This is a genomic window from Isoptericola sp. GX10416 (assembly GCF_056590155.1).
In genome coordinates this window covers 438,934-455,571 of sequence record NZ_JBWPVO010000001.1, presented here as the reverse complement: position 1 = coordinate 455,571, position 16,638 = coordinate 438,934, and the positions used below count along the sequence as shown (strand labels likewise).

The following is a 16,638-nucleotide window of genomic DNA, read 5'->3' as shown; positions in this document are numbered from 1 at the left end:
AGGCGGCATCTGAGGATCAGATGTCGTAGTAGAGCTCGAACTCGTGCGGGTGCGGGCGCAGACGGATCGGGTCGATCTCGTGGGTCCGCTTGTAGTCGATCCATGCGGCGATGAGGTCCTCGGAGAAGACGTCGCCCTCGGTGAGGAAGTCGTGGTCGGCCTCGAGGTTGTCGAGGGCTTCGCCGAGGGAGGCGGGGACCTGGGCGATCTCCGCGTGCTCCTCGGGCGGGAGCTCGTAGAGGTCCTTGTCGACGGGTGCCGGCGGCTCGATGCGGTTCTTGATGCCGTCGAGGCCCGCGAGGAGCTGCGCGGCGAACGCCAGGTACGGGTTGGCCGACGGGTCCGGCACGCGGAACTCGACGCGCTTGGCCTTCGGCGAGTTGCCGGTGACCGGGATGCGGATGCACGCGGAGCGGTTGCGGGCCGAGTACACCAGGTTGACCGGGGCCTCGTAGCCGGGCACCAGACGGTGGTACGAGTTGGCCGACGGGTTGGTGAACGCCAGCAGCGACGGCGCGTGCTTGAGCAGGCCGCCGATGTACCAGCGGGCCGTGTCGGACAGTCCGCCGTAGCCCTTCTCGTCGTAGAACAGCGGCTCGCCGTTCAGCCACAGCGACTGGTGGGAGTGCATGCCCGAGCCGTTGTCGCCGAAGATGGGCTTCGGCATGAAGGTCACGGACTTGCCGGCCTGCCAGGCGACGTTCTTGACGACGTACTTGAACTTCATCAGGTCGTCGGCGGAGTGCAGCAGGGTGTTGAACTTGTAGTTGATCTCCTGCTGGCCTGCGGTGCCCACCTCGTGGTGCGCGCGCTCGACGTCGAGACCGACCTGGGCCAGCGCGGCGCAGATCTCGTCACGCAGGTCCGCGAACTGGTCGTTCGGCGGGACGGGGAAGTAGCCACCCTTGTAGCGGGTCTTGTACCCGAGGTTGCCACCCTCCTCCTCACGACCGGTGTTCCACGCGGCCTCGACGGAGTCGATCTGGTAGAAGCTGGAGTTCGCCGACGTCGCGAAGCGGACGTCGTCGAAGATGTAGAACTCGGCCTCGGGGGCGAAGAACGCGGTGTCCGCGATGCCGGTCGAGCGCAGGTACGCCTCGGCCTTGGCGGCGATCGTGCGGGGGTCGCGACCGTAGGGCTCGTCCGTGAACGGGTCCACGATCGAGAAGTTCATGATGAGGGTCTTGCGCTTGCGGAACGGGTCGAGGTACGCCGTGGTGACGTCCGGGACCAGCTTCATGTCCGACTCGTGGATCGCCTGGAAGCCTCGGATCGAGGAGCCGTCGAACATCAGGCCCTCGCTGAAGGAGTCCTCGTCGAACTGCCCGACGGGGATGTTGAAGTGCTGCATCACGCCCGGCAGGTCGATGAACCGGACGTCGATGAACTCCACCCCCTCGTTGCGGGTGAAGGCGATTGCCTCCTCGGCATTGGTGAACATGCAGGCTCTCCTTGGTGAGACGGTGCCAGGTCGCTCGGCGCCCTTGACGCTAGGGCCGCAGAGTTACCCTTGCATAGCGCGAGTGTTTCGGTGGTGTTACGTAACCTTCCCGTTGCCCCGCGTACGCTGATCACATGGCGTCACGAGGCGATCTTGGTTCCTGGTTGAGCGGCGGAAGCGTCCCGACTGATGAGACGCGGGGCTCTGACCGGCTGGGTCTGCCGGCCTCCGGCTCCGGTTCCCGAGCCCCCCTGGGCCGCCGGGTGGTCGCGCTGTGCGTCGACTGGGCGGTCGCCAGCGGCATCAGCTACGGCTTCTTCGCCTACGACGCCGGCGCCACGCTGGCCGTCTTCGCCGTCATGAACCTCGTGCTGGTCGGGTCCGTCGGATCGACGATCGGGCACCGTCTGCTGGGCCTGCGCGTGCGGCGCCTCGGTGTCGCCGGGCCCCACCTCGTGGGTTTCGGTCGGGCCGCCGTCCGCACGCTGCTGATCTGCCTGGTGATCCCCGCCGTCGTGTGGGACGCCGACGGCCGTGGCCTGCACGACAGAGCGGCCGGCACCGTCATCGTGCGTCGATGACCGTGCCGGCCGCTTCGTGAGCCCGTCGGGCCCTGCCCCCGGGAGCTCAGCGTCCGCGCATGCCCTTGCGGTCCGGGCGGGCCTTCATCGGGTCGACACCCTTGGGGACCGGGAGGCGGACACCACCGAGCGCCTTGAGGCGCTTGCCGACCTCGGCCGCCTCGGCGCGCGTGAGCGTCTTCTTCATCCGCTGCACCTTGCGGGCCACCTTGGGCAGGCGGATCTGCTCGTCCTCGGTGCCGACCTGCAGCGTGGTGATCGGGACGTTCGGCAGGACGCGGGCCGTGCGCTTGCGCTCGTCGTCGAGCATGCGTCGGACGCGGTGCGACGGGCCCTCGGAGACCAGGACGACGCCCGGCCGGCCGATGCCGCGGAACACGAGGTCCTGGTGGCGGTTGACCGCCACCGGCTCGTCCTCGAAGCTCCAGCCGCCGCGCACCGTGCCGAGCGCGGCGCGCACGGCGCCCGGCTGCCCCTCGATCTGGGTGTACGCCGCGCGCTCAGCCTTGCGGGTGAGGACGAACATGGCTCCCAGGAGGGAGAACGGGAGACCGATCACGGTCGCGTAGACCGGGTGGCCGGTGAGGAACCCGATCAGCAGCGCGAGCGCGAGGATGCCGCAGAAGACCGCGAGCATGATCCAGGTGACGAGCGGGTCCTGCCGCCTCGTCATCTTGTAGGCGGCCCATACCTGGTGGTACCACCGCTGCTTCTTGGGCTTCTTCTGCTTCTTCGTGGGCGCGTCGGCGGAGTCGCCGGCGCCGGACTTGGTGCGGGCCATGGTCGCTGAGTCTACTGGGCCCGGGCGGCCACGAGGCTCGCGGCTTCCTGGCGGGCGGTCGTCGGCTCGGTGAGGTGGGCGAGGGCCTCCGGCACGGCCCGACCCCGCTTGGTCATGGCCTGTCCCCACAGGCGCCCGGCCCGGTAGGAGGAGCGGACCAGCGGCCCGGCCATGACGCCGAGGAACCCGACCGCCTCGGCGTGCTCGCTCAGCTCGACGAACTCCTCGGGACGGACCCAGCGGTCGACGGGGTGGTGCCGCAGCGAGGGGCGCAGGTACTGGGTGATCGTGATGAGGTCGCAGCCGGCGGCGTGCAGGTCTTCCAGCGCCTGCTTGACCTCGTCGATCGTCTCGCCCATGCCGAGGATCAGGTTCGACTTGGTCACGAGACCGGCCTCGCGGGCTCGGGTCAGCACGGACAGCGACCGCTCGTAACGGAACGCGGGCCGGATCTGCTTGAAGATGCGCGGCACGGTCTCCACGTTGTGCGCGAGCACCTCGGGGCGGGAGTCGTTCACCTCGTCGAGGAGCTCCGGGATCGCGTTGAAGTCCGGGATGAGGAGCTCGACGCCGGTGCCCGGATTGAGTGCGTGGATCTGCCGGACGGTCTCGGCGTAGAGCCATGCCCCGCCGTCGGCCAGGTCGTCGCGGGCGACACCCGTGATCGTCGAGTACTTCAGGCCCATCTCGCGGACCGACTCGGCGACGCGTCGCGGCTCGTCCGCGTCGAAGTCGGCCGGCTTGCCGGTGTCGATCTGGCAGAAGTCGCACCGCCGGGTGCACTGGTCGCCACCGATGAGGAACGTGGCCTCCCGGTCCTCCCAGCACTCGAAGATGTTGGGACAGCCCGCCTCCTCGCAGACGGTGTGCAGACCACCGCCCTTGACGAGCCCCTTGAGCTCTTTGTACTCGGGACCCATGACCGCGCGGGTCTTGATCCACTCGGGCTTCTTCTCGATGGGTGTGGAGGCGTTGCGGGCCTCGACCCGCAGCATGCGGCGGCCCTCAGGTGCGATGGTCACGACGTCGGTCCCTTCGTAGACGGCACTCAGCCTACGGCGGCTCTCGTGGAGGCGGGTCGGATGTCTTGCTCGGTGGTCGTGAGTTCCGTCACCAGAGGTGCCAGGCGCTCGACCAGCGACGATGCCAGGACCGGGCGGATCTCGTCGACCGTCACGCGTCGGCCGACCTCGGCGGACAGGGAGGTGACGTCGGCGTCGTCGATCCCGCACGGCACGATCGTGTCGAAGGCCGACAGGTCCGGGTCGCAGTTCAGGGACAGGCCGTGCATCGTCACTCCTCTGGCGACGCGGGCCCCGACGGCGCTCACCTTGCGCTCGCGTCGCGACGTCGCGCCGTCGGCCGGGAACCAGACGCCCGAGCGCCCCTCGACGCGGGCGGTCTCCAGCCCGAGCGTGGCGCAGACGTCCATCACGGCGGACTCGAGGGTCCGGATGTACTGCACGACGTCGACGGGGGAGCGGAGGGCGACGATCGGGTACGCGACGATCTGCCCGGGGCCGTGCCAGGTGATCTTGCCGCCTCGGTCGACGTCCACCACGTCGGTGCCGTCGGTGGGGTACTCGTCGCGGCGGGTGCGGCGCCCGGCGGTGTAGACGTCCTCGTGCTCGAGCAGGAACGTCACTCCGGGCGCACCGGCCTGCACGGCCTCGTGCGTGCGGCGCTGCAGGTCCCAGGCCTCGCGGTAGTCCGTGCGGCCGGGAAGCGTGACGACGTCCATGCGGGCAGGTTACTCCTCGGGGTCCGGCTCACCCGCGCGCTGCGCCCGCACCATCGTCACGAGCAGGTCGCGCAGCGCGCGTGCCTGGTGCTCGTCGAGGCCCTGCAGCGCGAGGTCCTCCGCCGGCTGCACGCGGGCGGCCTCGCGCGCCGCCGTCAGGCCGGCGTCGGTCACCGTGACCATCCGACGACGGCGGTCGTGCGGGTCCGTCGTGCGGGTGACGTAGCCGGACCGCTCGAGCCGGGCCACGACCTTGCTCATGGTCTGCTCGGTGACGCCGGAGACGCGGGCCAGCTCGCGCTGGGTGCGCGACCCGCCGGCGAGGTGCAGCAGGACGGGGAACCCGGCGTGGTTCAGCTCCCACCGGGCGAGGTGCTCGTTCCACTCGTGCTCGATGCGGCGCACGACGGTGAACAGCAGCCGACCGGTGGGCCAGTCGGCCGGTTCGGTGCTCGTCGGGTCCCTCACTTGCCTGGTGCCTCCTCCGGGCCAATAATACTCAACATGCTGAGCAATAGGTGGACGGGCGTCGTCCGAGGTCTGGTCATTCTGGCAGCCATCGGTGTGTGGCTGGCCGTCGGCGCGTTCGGCGGCCAGGCGCAGGGACAGCTCAGCAGCGTCCAGACCAACGACGCCGGAGCGTTCCTGCCGGCGAACGCGGAGTCCACCGAGGCCGCCGAGCTCGCGTCCCAGTTCACCGACGACGAGTCCCTGCCGGCCCTGGTCGTCGCTGAGACGGCCGACGGTGCGCAGATCACCGAGGAACAGCTCGCCGAGGTCCAGGCGTTCGCGGACGCCGCACCCGACGCGGCGCTGGAGGGCACCAGCGGCGACGAGCCGGCCACGGTCGGCGACGCCAGCATCGCCGATCCCGTCGTCGTCCCGTCCGAGGACGGCGAGGCTGCCCTGGTGGTCGTCTCGCTGGACGCCGCCCTCGCCCAGGAGGACGTGGGGAGCGAGGAGTCCAGCGTCTCCGAGCTGGCGATCGACGCGCTGCGCGACCTGTCGGCCGCCGACGTCGCCGACGGCGGGCTCGCCGGCTCCGGGCTGGAGTCGTGGGTGACCGGTCCCGCGGGGTTCGTCGCCGACCTCGTCGCCGCCTTCGGCGCGATCGACACCGTGCTGCTGATCGTCGCCCTGGGCGCCGTCCTGGTGATCCTCGCCCTCGTGTATCGCTCGCCGGTGCTGCCGTTCGTGGTGATCTTCAACGCCGTCCTGGCCCTGTCCCTCGCCGGCCTGGTCGTCTACCACCTGGCGGCGGACGACATCCTGACCCTGAACGGCCAGTCCCAGGGGATCTTGTCGATCCTCGTCGTCGGGGCCTCGGTCGACTACGCGTTGCTCGTGGTCGCGCGCTACCGCGAGGAGCTGCTCGGCACCCCCTCGCCGTACACCGCACTGCGTCGTGCCGTGCGCGCCTCGGTCGAGCCGATCGCCGCCAGCGCGGGAACCGTCGTCGCCGGCCTGCTCTGCCTGCTGCTGTCCGACCTGTCCTCCAACCGGAGCCTCGGCCCCGTCGCCGCGATCGGCATCGTCGCGGCGTTCCTCTCGGCGTTCACGCTCCTGCCGGCGCTGCTCCTCGTGGGCGGACGTCGCGCCCGCTGGGTCTTCTGGCCGCGCGTGCCGCACGCCACCGGGAGCACGACGGGCGACCAGGACGCCACCGACGAGCGACCCGCCACCGTGGCAGCGGCCGAGGCGGTCGACGACGACACGCAGGTCGCCGTCGCCGGCCACGGCGTGTGGTCGCGCGTCGCCCGCTTCGTCGGGCGGCACGACCGGCGCGTGTGGATCGTCACCGCCCTGGTGCTCGCCGCCGGTGCGGCGTTCGTGCCGACGCTCGACGCGGAGGGCACCGGGGAGTCCGAGGTGTTCCTGACACAGGTCGACTCGGTCGACGGCGAGGAGGCGCTGACCCGGCACTTCGACGACGTGTCCGCCCAGCCGACCATCGTCGTCGCGCCGGCCGACGACCTGGACGCCGTGGTCGAGGCGGCCGAGGGCACCGACGGCGTCGCCGCGGCGGTTCCCGTCACCGACGATCCCGCTCCCGCACCCGGCGCCCCGCCCCAGGGCGACCCGGCCGTCGTCGACGGCCGGGTCCGCGTCGACGTGACGACGTCGGCGCCGTCCGACAGTCAGGACGCCGTGGAGACCGTCTCCGCCCTGCGCGACACCGTCCACGACGTCTCTCCCGAAGCGCTCGTGGGCGGGGCCGCGGCGGAGCGTCTCGACACGCAGGCGGCGGGCCAGCGGGACCTGCGGGTCATCGTGCCGGTCGTGCTCGTGGTGGTCCTGGTCATCCTCATGCTCCTGCTCCGCTCCGTCCTGGCGGCCGTGCTGCTGATGGCCGCCAACGTGCTGTCGTTCGGCGCGGCGCTCGGGGTCGCGGCGGTGCTGTTCAACCACGTCTTCGACTTCCCGGGCGCGGACCCGTCGGTGCCGCTCTACGCCTTCTGCTTCCTCGTGGCGCTGGGTGTCGACTACTCGATCTTCCTCATGACCCGGGTCCGTGAGGAGAGTCTGCGTGTCGGGACACGGCAGGGCGTGCTGCGTGGGCTGGCCGTCACCGGGTCGGTGATCACCTCCGCCGGTGTGGTCCTCGCGGCCACCTTCGCGGCGCTCGGCGTGATCCCCCTGCTGTTCCTGGCGCAGCTCGCCTTCATCGTGGCGTTCGGCGTGCTCGTGGACACGCTCGTGGTGCGCAGCCTGCTCGTGCCCGCCCTGGTGCACGACATCGGCGACCGGGCGTGGTGGCCGGCGCGGCTGGCCCGGCACACGGCGCGCTGACCGGCTGGATGCGTCGCCGTCGGGCACCATGGACCCCATGGTGGATCACGAGGACACGACGGTGACGGCGGACGCGGACGGCGACGGCGTCTCGCCCGCCGACTACCCGCCGCTGCGGCTGGCGATCATCGGGTACGGGGGAGCCGGGCGGGAGATCCACGGCCGGCTCGCGGCCGAGGCGGGCCACACCGTCACGGCCGTGCTGACCCGGGACTCCGGCCGCCGCAACCAGGCGGCCGGAGACTGGCCCGGGGCGCGCCTGCTCGGCGACCTGGCCGAGCTGATCGAGCTGCGTGCACGCTACGACCTCGTCGTCGTGGCGAGCCCGACGGCGCTGCACGCCGAGCACGCGGCAGCGCTCGCCCGCGCGGGCATCCCGTTCGTGCTCGACAAGCCGATCGGCGTCGACGTGCACGAGGCCCGCGCCGTCGTCACGGAGGCCGACGCGACCGGGACGCCCTTCACCGTGTTCCACAACCGCCGGTGGGACCCGGAGCAGCGCACGCTGGCCGCCCTGGTCGGCCGCGGCGAGCTCGGCGACGTGCACACGTTCGAGCGCCGCTGGGAACGCTGGCGCCCCGTGCCGCGCAAGCGGTGGAAGGAGAACGACACCGCCGGCGGAGGGCTGCTGCTCGACCTGGGCCCACACCTCGTGGACTCCGCCACCCAGCTCTTCGGCCGCGTCACCAGCGTGTGGGCGCAGACCCGGGCGCTGACCACCCCGACGGAGGACGACGTCTTCCTGGTCCTGGCGCACGAGCCGCGAGGCGGGCTCGCCGCGAGCCCGCACGCCGTCGTCTCCCGGCTGTGGGCGGGCTCGGTCGTCGGAGCGCCGGGTCCGCGCACGCGGGTCCTCGGGACCGGCGGTGCCTACCTCGTCACGACGTTCGAGCAGGATGCCTCGCCGCTCGAGCGGTTCGACGACGACGCCCCGGGCGGCACGCACGGCTGGCTCACCCGCGGGCGCGACCGCGAGCCCGTGCCGGTCGGCCCGGGGACGCACGCCGACTTCTACCGGGCGCTGGCCCCGTGGCTCGCGGGTGACGCGCCCGCACCCGTCGACCCGGCCGACGCGGTCCGGACCACCGAGGTGCTCGACGCGGCACGCACGTCCGCACGGGAAGGTCGCCAGATCGCGCTCTGAGCCGTGCCTGTGGACGACCGGAGCGGATCGGTGCCTGGACGGTGTTCCATGGGGGTGTGCAGACCGACGACGTCCTGACCGTCCCCGCCGACGCCGCCGCCCGGACCGCGCTCCTGGAGCGGCTCCGGCTCCTCGCCACCGTCGACCATCCCTGCGTCGAGCCGGTCGGTGCCGCTGCGACGAGCCCTGACGGGACGCTCCGGGTCCCGCGCGGCGCCGGGACCGCGACCGACCTGCCGACCGTGCTCGCCGTGCGCGGTCGGTGCGACGCGTCCGAGGCAGCCGGCATCGCCGTCGCCGTCGCGCAGGGACTGGCGGCGCTGCACAGCGCGGGAGTCGTGCACGGGCCACCGGTCGCGGCCGACGTCGTCGTCGCCCTCGACGGTCTGCCCCGTCTCCGCCCCCGGCTCGCGGGCCTCGACGGGACGGTCACCGAGGCCGACGACGTCCACGGCCTCGCGCTCCTCGTCGACTCGTTGGTGGACCCGATCCCCACCGACGCGACCGTGGCGCTCCGTGCCGCCCTGGCTCCGGCGCTCGCGGGCGACCCGCGCGTCCGGCCGGAGGCGGGCACCCTGGCGGCGGGTGTCGACGACGCCGTGGTCGTGGGGCCCGTGCGCCTGCCGGAGCCCGCGGTGCTCGCGGCCGCCGCGCTGGGACGGGGGCGCGGTCCCGAGCGGACGGGCGAGCCGGACCGCGGCGCCCGGCACCGACGGGCACGCCGACCACGGACCGGCGCCGTGCCCACGACCCGCCGCCGGTCGGACCTGCGGTCCCGGCGGAGGTCCGGTGCTGACGTGCACCGGCCCGGTGCGCCATGGGTGTGGCGGGCCGGGCTCGGCGCCGTCGGGGTGATCGTGGTCGTGGGGGCGCTGGTCGGTGTCGGGCTGCAGGTCGCCGGACCGGACGGGCCTCCGGCCCAGGCGTCGGGCGGCCTGGAGAGCGGCGGCCCGGAGTCGCCGGTGGCGCGTACCGAGGCCGACGCGAGGGCCGCGGACGAGGACCTGACGCTCGACCGAACGGATCCGGAGGGTGCGGCGGCGGAGCTGACGCGTCGGCGTGCCGCGCTCGTGTCGGGGGAGCGCTCCGTGGAGGAGGTCTCCCGGCCCGGGTCGGCCGCCTACGAGGCCGACACGGAGTTCGTGGAGCGGGCGGAGCGGTCGGGGACGACGGTGACCGGTGCCGAGCTCACCGTCACGTCGACGCGGGAGGAGCGAAGGACTGCCGAGGGCACCGCGGAGGTGGTGGTGGAGTACGTGGTCGGGCCGTACGAGCAGGTGGCGCAGGACGGGAGCTCGGTGCAGGTGGCGGCGGGGGACCCGCAGACCGCGACCCTCGTGCTGGCCTGGACGCCCGACGGCTGGCGCGCGACCGACGTCCTCTGAGCGGTGGCCGCCCGCAATGCGATCAGCCGGCCCGCTCGACGCGCTGCACCCAGTCGGTGAGGAGCGCGCGCAGGAGGTCCGGCTTCTCGTGGGGCAGGGCGTGACCGACGGTCGAGTCGCGACGTCCCGCCACTACAGCGGTCGGTCCGGGGCAGGGCGGCGCCGACGCGTCCCCGAGGTCGCCGGCCGCCACGACCGGGCGATGCTCCGGGACGTCGCGCACGCCGGGCAGCAACGGGCAGACGAGCGCCAGGCCCGCGACCCGCTCGGGGCGACGGGTCGCCATCCCCAGCGCCAGATAGGCGCCGGCCGAGTGGCCGACGAGAAGGTACGCCTGCTCGCCGGAGACCTCGTCGGCGAGGTCCAGCAGGGTGTCGACGACGTCGTCGGCCCCGCGCAGCGAGGCGGGAGCCGGCGTGCGACCCATCCCGGGCAGGTCGGGATAGACGCGGCGCAGCCCGCTGATCCCCTCGAGCGCCGGCTCGAAGCAGGCCTCGGTCTCACGATGGTCGACGCCGGCGCCGTGGAGCACCAGCACCGGCCGGCGGCCCACCGGGAAGCACGGTGGGCGAGGACCTCCGAGAGGTCCTCGCCCACAGCGTGATCGATCAGTCGGTCAGAGCCCGACCTCCGACTCGAACGCGGCCTCCTCGATGCGGTTCTTGATCGCGGTGAGGAAGCGGGCGGCGTCAGCGCCGTCGACCAGGCGGTGGTCGTAGGAGAGGAAGATGTGCGCGAACTGGCGGATCGCGATGCTCTCCTCGCCGTCGGGGCCGGTCACCACGGCGGGTCGCTTGGTGATCGTGCCGGTGCCCAGGATGGCGACCTGGCCGACAGGCACGATCGGCGTGTCGATGAGCGCCCCGCCGGAGCCGGTGTTCGTGATCGTGAACGTGGCACCGCTCAGATCGTCCGGGCCTACCTTGTTGGCCCGCGTGCGAGCGGCGAGGTCACCGATCTGACGGGCGATGCCCGCGAGGTTCAGGTCACCCGCGTTCTTGATCACCGGGACGATGAGGCCCCGCTCGGTGTCGACGGCCAGGCCGACGTTCTCCGAGCTGTGGTAGGTGATCTCGCCCTTCTCGGTGTCGATCGAGGCGTTGATCTTCGGGAACGCCTTGAGCGCCTCGACCGCAGCGAGCGTGTAGAACGGCAGGAACGTGAGGTTGGCGCCCTCGCGTGCCTTGAAGCCGGCCTTCGCCTGCGCCCGGAGCCTGGCCACCTTGGTGACGTCGACCTCGACCACCGTGGTGAGCTGGGCCTGCGTCTGCGTCGCCTCGAGCATGCGCTCGGCGACGACCTTGCGCAGCCGCGACATCTTCTCGGTGGTGCCGCGCAGCGGCGAGACCTCGGGGACCGACGGCTTCTTCGGGGCGGGAGCCGGAGCCTCCGACGCGGCCGGGGCCGCCGCGGGCGCGGCCGCCTTCTCCGCAGCGGCGAGGACGTCCTCCTTGCGGACGCGACCACCGACGCCGGTGCCCTGGACGGAGGAGACGTCCACGCCCTTCTCCGCGGCGAGCTTGCGCACGAGCGGTGTCAGGTAGGAGCTCTTGCCGCCCGCCGGCGCCTCTGGCGTCGGTGCGGGCTTCTCGGCGGCGGGGGCCGGAGCAGGCGACGACGCGGCCGGGGCAGGTGCCGGGGACTCCGCGGGGGCGGGCTTCTCGGCGGCCGGCTCGGCCTTCTCCGTCGGGGCGGGCTCGGGTGCGCCGACGGGCTCGGGGGCCTTCGCCGGCTCGGGCTCTGCCTGCTTCGCCGGGGCGGCGCCGGAACCGACGAGGGCGAGCACCGCGCCCACCTCGACGGTCTCGTCCTCGTCCACCACGATCTTCTGGAGCGTGCCGGCCACCGGGGAGGGGATCTCGGTGTCGACCTTGTCGGTGGAGACCTCGAGCAGGGCCTCGTCCACCTCGACCGAGTCGCCGACGGCCTTGAGCCAGCGGGTGACCGTGCCCTCGGTGACGGACTCGCCCAGCGCCGGGAGGGTCACCTCGGTGCCCTCACCGCCACCGGACTGCGGGGAGTCCTGCGCGGACTCCTCGGCGGAGGCAGCGGGCTCACGCTCGGGCTCGGCGGGCTTCTCGGGAGAGGCCTCGGGCTCGGCGGGCTCCTCGGCCGCGGGCTCCGGGGCGGACTCGGCCGGTGCCGCGGCGTCGCCGCCGCCCGATCCGTCACCGACGACGGCCAGCGTGGCGCCGACCTCGACGGTCTCGTCCTCCTCCGCGAGGATCTGCTCCAGCACGCCTGCGACGGGGGAGGGGATCTCGGTGTCGACCTTGTCGGTGGAGACCTCGAGCAAGGGCTCGTCGACCTCCACGGTGTCGCCGACCGCCTTGAGCCAGCGGGTGACGGTGCCCTCGGTGACGGACTCGCCGAGTGCCGGCAGCTGCACGTTCTCAGACATGACCTGTGGAGTCTCCTTCGATCAGTGGGTCAGGCGACGTGCCGAGGCCGGTCGACCGGTGTCCGGTCGAAACCTCTCCGGTTGCCGCGTTCCTGGGTCACTGCGACTCATCTTGTCACTTCCTGGGGTCCGGCCCCAATCGTGGCCGCCCTCCGGGAACTGTGACGCTCGGTACATCTGCGGCGGACCGGCCGCTTTCGTGTCATCCGGCACCCTCGCCGTCGTCTCGGAGGTGACGGTGCTCACCCTCAGCCAGCAGAGGTAGTCTCGCGACATGTCGTTGAGGTCCGCGATGGACCGCCTGCTCGGGCGGTCCGCCACGTCGTCGTCCAGTGCCGCGCCGTCCGGTGGCGGACGTGCTGCTGCTGTCGGGCACCTGCAGGAGTTCGTGCGTTCCCGGGTGGGCGTCGAGGCCTATGTCGAACCGCCGAACGCGCAGACCCCGGCCACGGTGCTGCTCGTGGCGACCACGGGGGAGTGGACCCGTCGCCGCGTGCCTGACGAGCGCACGGGCTTCGACGTCGCCCGGTCGCTCGGTGTGCCCGTCTACAACGTGCGCTTCACGGGATACCCACAGCGGATGCGGGACTGGAACTCGGCGCAGCGCGCCGACCGCCGACGAGGCCCCGCCGCGTCCTGACGGCGGAGGCGAGCGAGCAGCCGCCCGGCACGGTCGCTGCCGTGCCGGGCGGCCGTGGTTGATCAGGCGGTGCCGGCGCGACCCTCCAGGAAGCCGAGCAGCGTCCGCACGCCGACGCCCGTGCCGCCGACGGGCGTGTAGCCGAACGGCGCCTTCTCGTTGTACGACGGGCCGGCGATGTCGAGGTGCGCCCACGGGGTGTCCCCGACGAACTCGGCGAGGAAGTGGCCGGCGAACAGCATCCCGCCCGCACGGTCGGACGCCGCGTTGACCAGGTCGGCGGTGTTCGACTTCAGGCCGGCCTTCAGCTCGGCCGGCAGCGGCATCGGCCAGAACGACTCGCCGGAGGCGTCCGCCGCCACCTTGACCTCGTCGCGCACGTCGTCCGAGCCCATCACGGCAGAGGTCCGGTTGCCGAGCGCCACCATCTGCGCACCCGTCAGCGTCGCGATGTCCAGGACGGCGTCGTGCCCGTCCTCCACGGCCGCGACGAGGCCGTCGGCCATGACGAGGCGGCCCTCGGCGTCGGTGTTCGTGATCTCGACCGTCTTGCCGCCTCGCATCGTGACGACGTCGGACGGGCGCTGAGCGGTGGCGCTGGGCATGTTCTCGGCGAGGCACAGGTAGCCGGTCACCGCGACGGGGAGCCCGAGCCGGGCGGCGGCCACGACCGTGTGCAGCACCGCAGCGGCACCGGCCATGTCCGACTTCATGGTGAGCATCCCGGCCGGCGGCTTGAGCGAGATGCCCCCGGTGTCGAACGTGATGCCCTTGCCGACGATCGCGACCTTGCCGGTCGCCTTCGGCGGGGTGTAGGTCAGCTTGACCAGACGAGGGCCGCGAGACGAGCCCTGCCCGACGCCGGCGATGCCGCCGTAGCCTCCGGCGACGAGCTGCTTGTCGTCGAGCACGGTGACCTTGACGCCCTTGGCGCCGAGCTCCTTGACGGCGGTCTTGGCCGCGTCGGCGAACGCCGCCGGGAAGAGGTCGTTCGGCGGAGCGTTCACGAGGTCACGCGTGCCGTGCACCGCCGCGGCGAGCACCTCGGCCCGCTGGACGGCCGTCTTGGCCCGGCCCGAGCGCGACAGGTTCGTCGCCACCTGCAGCCGGGTGACGGGCGTCAGCCTGGTGGCGGCCTTCTCGTCCCGGTAGGCGGTGTAGGCGTAGGCGCCCAGGAGCGCGCCCTCGACGACGGCGCCGAGCTCGGCCTCGTCGACCGCGGGGAGCGCCACCACGGCGTCGGCGGAGCCGGCGAGGCTCCGGACGGCGGAGCCGGCAGCGATCCGCAGGGTCTCGCGGTCGAAGGTGCCGTCGGCCCGGCGCTCGCCGAGTCCCGTCAGGACGAGCACGTCGGCAGCGACGCCGTCGCCCGCGGGGACCGTGCGCACCTCTTCGAGCGCCCCGGTCAGACCCAGGCGAGGGGCCAGCGACTCGATCTGCTCGACGACTCCGGCGGGGAGCTGGTCCGCCACGACGGCCACGCCGTCGGAGGTGGAGCAGCTCCCGACGACGAGTGCGTCGGCAGTGATGGTGGAGGGTTTCTTGCCTGTCAGGGTGAGGTCAGCCACGCGGACCAGGTTAACGCGGCCGCGAGCGTCCGTGCGCCGGGTGGGTGCCGGTAGTCTGCGGGCGTGGTTCTTCCCCTGTACGTCCTCGCTGTCGCGCTGTGCGTGGCGCTCGCGGGCTGGGCGGCGTGGTTCGTGATCCGCGACCGCGCCGTGATCCTGCGCCAGCTCTTCGGCGCCGCCGCGGTCGAGGCCGTCCTGGTCGTCCAGGCGGTCGTCGCGGGCGTCCTCCAGGCGCGCGGCCACGAGGTCGACGGCGTGCTCTTCTGGGGCTACCTGCTCACTGCCGCCCTGCTGCTGCCGCTCGCAGCCGTGTGGGCGTTCGCCGAGCGCACCCGGTGGTCGTCGGTGGTGCTCTGCGTCGCCGCGTCGACCGTCGCGTTCCTGCAGTGGCGGCTCTGGTTGATCTGGGGAGGAGCCTGATGGGCACCGCGCCCGCGACCGGGCGCGGGTTCGGCCGGCTGCTCGTGACGGTCTACGGCATCCTGGCGTTCGCGGCGACGGGGCGCTCGGCGTACCAGGTCGCGACCAAGCTCGACGAGGCACCGGCGGCCTACCTCCTGTCGCTGCTCGCCGCGGCCCTCTACGTCGTGGCGACCGTCGCGCTCGCCCGTGGCGGCCGCGGCCGGTGGCGCACGGTGGCCTGGTGTGCTGTCCTCGTCGAGGCGTCGGGGGTGGTCCTGGTCGGAGCGTTGTCCGCCGTCGTCCCGGAGCTCTTCGTCGAGGCCACCGTCTGGTCCGGCTTCGGCCAGGGCTACGGCTACGTCCCGCTCGTGCTGCCCTTCATCGGTCTCTGGTGGCTCTGGCACACTCGCCCAGGACAGCACGCACCCGCGACCGCCCCGGACGAACCGACGGAGGCTCGATGACCCCGTACACCTTGCTCTTCCACGGCGTCCTGCGCCGCCTCGACCCGGAACGGGCGCACGAGCTCGCGTTCCGGGCGATCGAGACGGCCGGGCGCGTGCCGGTGCTGCGTGACGTGGTGCAGGGCGCGCTCGCGCCGTACCTCGGCAGCGGCGCCGGCGGGCCGGGCAGCGTCGAGGTGCTCGGCCGCACGATCCCGGCGCCCTTCGGGCTGGCGGGCGGGTTCGACAAGAACGCGCGCGCCGTGCGTGGGCTGACGATGCTCGGCTTTGGGTTCGTCGAGGTCGGCACCGTGACGCCGCGCCCGCAGCCGGGCAACGACAGGCCGCGCATGTGGCGCGAGCTCGACGTGCGCGGCGTGCGCAACCGCATGGGCTTCAACAACGACGGTGCGCTCGAGATGGCGGAGCGGCTGCGGCGGCTGCGCTCGACCGCGGCAGGGCGTGCCGCCGTCGTCGGCGTCAACATCGGCAAGAACAAGACCACGCCCGCCGAGGACGCCGCGCAGGACTACGCGGCATGTGCGCGGCTGCTCGCGCCGCACGCCGACTACCTCGTGGTGAACGTCTCCTCGCCCAACACGCCGGGCCTGCGGGACCTGCAGACGACGGCGGAGCTGCGCCCGATCCTCGCGACGGCACGGGGCGCCGCCGACGAGGCGACGTCGGCGGCCGGGGTCCGCAGGACGCCGTTGCTGGTGAAGATCGCTCCCGACCTGGCGGACGCCGACGTGGACGCCGTCGCCGACCTCGCCGCCGAGCTCGGGCTGGACGGCGTCGTGGCGGTCAACACGACCGTCGGCCACGACCGCGGCCCCGGTGGGCTGTCCGGTCCGGTGCTGCTGCCCCGTGGTCTGGAGGTCGTGGCGCGGCTGCGGGAGAGGCTCGGCCCGGAACCCGTGGTGATCGGCGTCGGCGGCGTCACCTGCACGGACGACGTGCGTGCCTACCTGCGCGCGGGGGCCGACCTGGTGCAGGGGTACACGTCGTTCGTGTACGAGGGCCCGCTGTGGCCGTCTCGGCTCAACCGGGCGTTGACCCGGTCGGCGGGCTCGGCGAGCGCTGGACGTGTGGCGTGATCCGACCACGGTGGGAGTGGTCCCTGACCGACCACGACGGCCACCGGCTCGACCCGTCCCTGAGCCCCGTGTTCACCGCCCAGTACGACGCCGAGCAGTGGCTGGGAGAGCACTGGCGCCAGCTCGCGGGCTCGGGGGCCGAGGCGGCGACGTTGCTGCACGACGGCACGCAGGCGACGCCGACGATCGAGCTCCGCGTCCCCTGACGCGTCCCCGCCGCGCGC

The 16,638-nt window shown here is 72.9% G+C and carries 17 protein-coding genes; 9 read left to right on the top strand and 8 right to left on the bottom strand.

What is annotated here, in order from left to right:
• Nucleotides 1-16: 16 nt before the first annotated feature.
• Nucleotides 17-1,441, bottom strand: coding sequence for a type I glutamate--ammonia ligase (gene glnA / locus ACWAT2_RS02275; RefSeq protein WP_402371432.1), 1,425 nt, complete (start codon nt 1,439-1,441; stop codon nt 17-19).
• A 134-nt stretch (nt 1,442-1,575) separates the two neighbouring features.
• Here glnA and ACWAT2_RS02270 point away from each other — a divergent pair, with 134 nt between their 5' ends.
• Complete coding sequence (locus ACWAT2_RS02270; RefSeq protein ID WP_402371434.1) at nt 1,576-2,022, top strand: RDD family protein; 447 nt, start codon at nt 1,576-1,578, stop codon at nt 2,020-2,022.
• Between the two features lie 46 nt (nt 2,023-2,068).
• Here the strand turns inward: ACWAT2_RS02270 and ACWAT2_RS02265 are convergent, their stop codons facing one another.
• Genes ACWAT2_RS02265 through ACWAT2_RS02250 form a run of 4 tightly spaced genes read right to left on the bottom strand, consistent with a single transcriptional unit; the run spans nt 2,069 to nt 5,012 of the window.
• Nucleotides 2,069-2,803 carry a DUF4191 domain-containing protein gene (locus tag ACWAT2_RS02265; RefSeq protein WP_402371437.1) on the bottom strand — a complete coding sequence of 245 codons (735 nt, stop codon included), beginning with the start codon at nt 2,801-2,803 and terminating at the stop codon, nt 2,069-2,071.
• An 11-nt stretch (nt 2,804-2,814) separates the two neighbouring features.
• Nucleotides 2,815-3,825, bottom strand: coding sequence for a lipoyl synthase (gene lipA / locus ACWAT2_RS02260; RefSeq protein WP_402371440.1), 1,011 nt, complete (start codon nt 3,823-3,825; stop codon nt 2,815-2,817).
• A 26-nt stretch (nt 3,826-3,851) separates the two neighbouring features.
• On the bottom strand, nt 3,852-4,544 hold the full coding sequence (gene lipB / locus ACWAT2_RS02255) for a lipoyl(octanoyl) transferase LipB (RefSeq protein WP_402371442.1): 693 nt from the start codon (nt 4,542-4,544) through the stop codon (nt 3,852-3,854).
• Nucleotides 4,545-4,553: 9 nt separating this feature from the next.
• Nucleotides 4,554-5,012: a MarR family winged helix-turn-helix transcriptional regulator gene (locus tag ACWAT2_RS02250; protein ID WP_402371445.1), complete on the bottom strand. Its 459-nt coding sequence runs from the start codon at nt 5,010-5,012 to the stop codon at nt 4,554-4,556.
• A 36-nt stretch (nt 5,013-5,048) separates the two neighbouring features.
• Between ACWAT2_RS02250 and ACWAT2_RS02245 the strand changes: the two genes are divergently transcribed.
• The 3 genes from ACWAT2_RS02245 to ACWAT2_RS02235 are packed head-to-tail and all read left to right on the top strand — an operon-like array spanning nt 5,049 to nt 9,863.
• On the top strand, nt 5,049-7,334 hold the full coding sequence (locus tag ACWAT2_RS02245) for an MMPL family transporter (RefSeq protein WP_402371447.1): 2,286 nt from the start codon (nt 5,049-5,051) through the stop codon (nt 7,332-7,334).
• 37 nt (nt 7,335-7,371) lie between these two features.
• Nucleotides 7,372-8,478 carry a Gfo/Idh/MocA family protein gene (locus ACWAT2_RS02240; protein ID WP_402371450.1) on the top strand — a complete coding sequence of 369 codons (1,107 nt, stop codon included), beginning with the start codon at nt 7,372-7,374 and terminating at the stop codon, nt 8,476-8,478.
• A 56-nt stretch (nt 8,479-8,534) separates the two neighbouring features.
• Complete coding sequence (locus ACWAT2_RS02235) at nt 8,535-9,863, top strand: hypothetical protein (protein ID WP_402371452.1); 1,329 nt, start codon at nt 8,535-8,537, stop codon at nt 9,861-9,863.
• Between the two features lie 22 nt (nt 9,864-9,885).
• Here the strand turns inward: ACWAT2_RS02235 and ACWAT2_RS02230 are convergent, their stop codons facing one another.
• Together ACWAT2_RS02230 and sucB are read right to left on the bottom strand one after the other, a co-directional pair.
• Nucleotides 9,886-10,416 (bottom strand): alpha/beta fold hydrolase, encoded by a 531-nt coding sequence (locus tag ACWAT2_RS02230; RefSeq protein ID WP_402371455.1) that lies wholly within the window; start codon nt 10,414-10,416, stop codon nt 9,886-9,888.
• Nucleotides 10,417-10,479: 63 nt separating this feature from the next.
• Nucleotides 10,480-12,264, bottom strand: coding sequence for a 2-oxoglutarate dehydrogenase, E2 component, dihydrolipoamide succinyltransferase (gene sucB / locus ACWAT2_RS02225; RefSeq protein WP_402371457.1), 1,785 nt, complete (start codon nt 12,262-12,264; stop codon nt 10,480-10,482).
• A gap of 274 nt (nt 12,265-12,538) precedes the next feature.
• Here sucB and ACWAT2_RS02220 point away from each other — a divergent pair, with 274 nt between their 5' ends.
• On the top strand, nt 12,539-12,904 hold the full coding sequence (locus ACWAT2_RS02220) for an oxidoreductase (protein ID WP_402371459.1): 366 nt from the start codon (nt 12,539-12,541) through the stop codon (nt 12,902-12,904).
• Between the two features lie 62 nt (nt 12,905-12,966).
• On the opposite strand, the gene ACWAT2_RS02215 is transcribed toward ACWAT2_RS02220, so the two are convergent.
• Nucleotides 12,967-14,472, bottom strand: coding sequence for a leucyl aminopeptidase (locus ACWAT2_RS02215; protein ID WP_402371461.1), 1,506 nt, complete (start codon nt 14,470-14,472; stop codon nt 12,967-12,969).
• A gap of 63 nt (nt 14,473-14,535) precedes the next feature.
• Here ACWAT2_RS02215 and ACWAT2_RS02210 point away from each other — a divergent pair, with 63 nt between their 5' ends.
• From ACWAT2_RS02210 to ACWAT2_RS02195, 4 genes are read left to right on the top strand one after another with little or no spacing between them, the layout of a single operon-like run.
• Entirely contained in the window at nt 14,536-14,892 is a 357-nt protein-coding gene (locus tag ACWAT2_RS02210) for a hypothetical protein (RefSeq protein ID WP_402371463.1), read from the top strand.
• Nucleotides 14,892-15,338, top strand: coding sequence for a hypothetical protein (locus ACWAT2_RS02205; RefSeq protein WP_402371465.1), 447 nt, complete (start codon nt 14,892-14,894; stop codon nt 15,336-15,338). The genes ACWAT2_RS02210 and ACWAT2_RS02205 overlap by 1 nt, the downstream gene beginning before the upstream one ends.
• Nucleotides 15,335-16,414, top strand: a complete 1,080-nt coding sequence (locus ACWAT2_RS02200) for a quinone-dependent dihydroorotate dehydrogenase (RefSeq protein ID WP_402371468.1) — start codon at nt 15,335-15,337, stop codon at nt 16,412-16,414. Before ACWAT2_RS02205 ends, ACWAT2_RS02200 begins: the two co-directional genes overlap by 4 nt.
• Entirely contained in the window at nt 16,411-16,620 is a 210-nt protein-coding gene (locus ACWAT2_RS02195; RefSeq protein ID WP_402371470.1) for a hypothetical protein, read from the top strand. The genes ACWAT2_RS02200 and ACWAT2_RS02195 overlap by 4 nt, the downstream gene beginning before the upstream one ends.
• The last annotated feature ends 18 nt before the right edge of the window (nt 16,621-16,638 follow it).

What these genes read in the sequence shown, in the direction of transcription:
- lipB (WP_402371442.1), bottom strand. Translation starts at nt 4,544, where the DNA reads ATGGACGTCGTCACGCTTCCCGGCCGCACGGACTACCGCGAGGCCTGG.
- ACWAT2_RS02245 (WP_402371447.1), top strand. Translation starts at nt 5,049, where the DNA reads ATGCTGAGCAATAGGTGGACGGGCGTCGTCCGAGGTCTGGTCATTCTG.
- ACWAT2_RS02205 (WP_402371465.1), top strand. Translation starts at nt 14,892, where the DNA reads ATGGGCACCGCGCCCGCGACCGGGCGCGGGTTCGGCCGGCTGCTCGTG.
- ACWAT2_RS02200 (WP_402371468.1), top strand. Translation starts at nt 15,335, where the DNA reads ATGACCCCGTACACCTTGCTCTTCCACGGCGTCCTGCGCCGCCTCGAC.
- ACWAT2_RS02240 (WP_402371450.1), top strand. Translation starts at nt 7,372, where the DNA reads ATGGTGGATCACGAGGACACGACGGTGACGGCGGACGCGGACGGCGAC.
- ACWAT2_RS02265 (WP_402371437.1), bottom strand. Translation starts at nt 2,803, where the DNA reads ATGGCCCGCACCAAGTCCGGCGCCGGCGACTCCGCCGACGCGCCCACG.
- ACWAT2_RS02220 (WP_402371459.1), top strand. Translation starts at nt 12,539, where the DNA reads ATGTCGTTGAGGTCCGCGATGGACCGCCTGCTCGGGCGGTCCGCCACG.
- ACWAT2_RS02270 (WP_402371434.1), top strand. Translation starts at nt 1,576, where the DNA reads ATGGCGTCACGAGGCGATCTTGGTTCCTGGTTGAGCGGCGGAAGCGTC.
- sucB (WP_402371457.1), bottom strand. Translation starts at nt 12,264, where the DNA reads ATGTCTGAGAACGTGCAGCTGCCGGCACTCGGCGAGTCCGTCACCGAG.
- glnA (WP_402371432.1), bottom strand. Translation starts at nt 1,441, where the DNA reads ATGTTCACCAATGCCGAGGAGGCAATCGCCTTCACCCGCAACGAGGGG.